Raw genomic sequence first — 2,261 nt, forward strand, 5'->3', positions numbered from 1 at the left:
GGCCAGTCATTGGACGCTCCGACGCGAGACATCGGCCGCCTGCAACGATTGGCGACCACGGCCGCGTGCCGACCTATCCGTTTGCACACACCCAAGACCCAGACCGGACCACCCGTTCGCCGCGCAGGCATTGGGCTTAGGCTCGACCGGTCCTCGCGCTAGTTTGAAGGACCTCGTGTTGCCAGACAGAGCGGTCGTCCCCATCGTATAGTGATCAGAAATCGCCAGCCACGAAAAGACCAGACTACTGGCGATTGCCGCGCTTGCGTCGCCTGCTTGGGCGGAAGGGCGCGGGTACGGGTGCCAGGGCGAGCCCCTGGTACGGTATGGCAATCATCCCTCGACCATGGCCGACGAGTGCCGGTCATGCCAGTCCCGTGGATTATCGAAGAGCTGATCTATGGCCAAAAGCATTCTTGTCATCGTTGCTATTCTCGCAATTTCTACTTCTGGCGCTTTGGCCGCACAGAGGACCCATCATGGCCGCGCGTCGCCTGCGCCGTCGCCGAGCGAGGGGTCGAGGGGGCTGAGCCCATATGCCGTGGGCCCAGGTAATTCCAACGACCGCGAGATGTACATCAAGAACCTGCGCGACTCCGGGTATAATCCGGAGAACAACTTCAACAGGTTCGGGAACGTGCAGGCAGCACCTTATGGGGGCGGCTAAACCTCGAATCCCGTTAACCCGGTACCGGCGCGGCTGCCGTCGCTAGGCCCGCCAAAACGGCTTTTCGAGTTCGTGCGCGATGTCGCTCCGGGAGACGCCGATATCGTGCAGGTCGGGCTCGGTCCAGCGCGCGAGCTCCCGGCGATTGCGATAACGCTGCCGCCAGAGATGAAGGGTCGCGCCAACGCTGGCCCAAACCTCGTAGAGGTTGACGAGAGCCTTGATATCAGCGGAGATCAGGCGTGTTGAAGATAACTTCACAGCTTTATCTCCCCCTATAAGTTCGGGAGGACTGTATCGCTGTGCTACTGACAGCATACTGTCAGCAGCAGGTAGCATCTCTGGCCCAAGGAACGGAGATGCCCCGGCTTCGGCTGACAATCACTTTGCGTCATGTATTCTTGGGAAGTCCGATGTTGGCCCATCAGCGAAGTGACGACACCGCTCAAGGAGGTCCGCTTAGCGAGGCGGTGCGGACTGGATTTGCTCGCTCTGAGTTCTTCGCATTTTGACCCGAAGTCGACCTTAAACTCGTAACCAGCGAGAGGCTGATCGCAGCTTAGCAGAGTCCTTGGTGGGACTTAGCACAAGCGGCACGCTCCCCAGGATCCGCAGCAACCCGCGCAACCACCGAACCCCCAGCCACCATACCCCCAGTCATCGAACCCGATGTCGTCATAGAATCCGATGCTGAACCCGCAGCCGCCGCAACCGCAACCACGGAAGCCACGGCAACCACGGAAGCCACCGCAACCTCGGATGCCAACGAACCCGCTACCACCGCAACCTCGAATGCCAACGAACCCGCCACCACCGCAACCTCGGATGCCAACAAACCCACCACCACCGCAACCTCGGCCGCCAACAAACCCGCCGCCGCCGCAACCTCGGCCGCCGCCGCACCCCCCGCCACCATGGCCGCACCCGCAACCACCGCACCCCCGCGCTAGCTGCACGCCGCCGCCAAAGTTTTCTCTATCGAAAAGATGAAACGTGGCCAGACTGACGTCGGCCATTTCCTCTTCGCCAAGAAAGAAGCGCTGATTTGGCGAGGTGTTGGATTGCGGGATACCGGTAGCGGGCATCGTGGATGCGGATGCGCTACTCGCCAGCGAAAGACCCAGTCCGGCCGCACCTAGCACCTTCACGGTGGCGGCTTTGGCTGTGCGCTTCTGCTTCGAAGCTTGCTTGACCCGTGGCATGATCGCACCCTCCGTAGTTCTTGTGAAAGCGCTCTGCAAGAGTGCGCTCGGCGAAACCGGCGCGCAAGGGTTACCTGTGCCATAAAATGCGAAACATCTCATCGAGCTCCATTCATCTTCAGAACCGAGATCGACACATGACCGCTTTTGGTTAAGCAGAATCACGCCAGCCGACCAGCGCAAGAGGCGTCGCGATGTCGGCTGTCTACGGGAAAGCGGACGTCACACGATGGTTGGGCTGACCGCAGCTTTTGACCCAATGTATGGTCCGGCCGTGCGTAGCAAGAGGTTCGTCGATCAGGTGGTGAGTGGTCTTGCATCAATGTATCCGGCCTTTGATTGGAGCATTTGCTCCGGGCCATCATGGATATCAGCGCGCGTGCGTTCTCATT

Annotated in this window: 1 protein-coding gene; it reads right to left on the bottom strand. The window is 60.4% G+C overall.

Annotation, left to right across the window (positions count from 1 at the left end):
- Positions 1 to 709 precede the first annotated feature (709 nt).
- Positions 710 to 907 (bottom strand): DUF1127 domain-containing protein, encoded by a 198-nt coding sequence (locus CT676_RS43465; RefSeq protein ID WP_244623537.1) that lies wholly within the window; start codon positions 905 to 907, stop codon positions 710 to 712.
- Positions 908 to 2,261 lie beyond the last annotated feature (1,354 nt).

The sequence above is a fragment of the Bradyrhizobium sp. MOS001 genome, assembly GCF_004634465.1.
Taxonomy (GTDB): domain Bacteria; phylum Pseudomonadota; class Alphaproteobacteria; order Rhizobiales; family Xanthobacteraceae; genus Bradyrhizobium; species Bradyrhizobium barranii.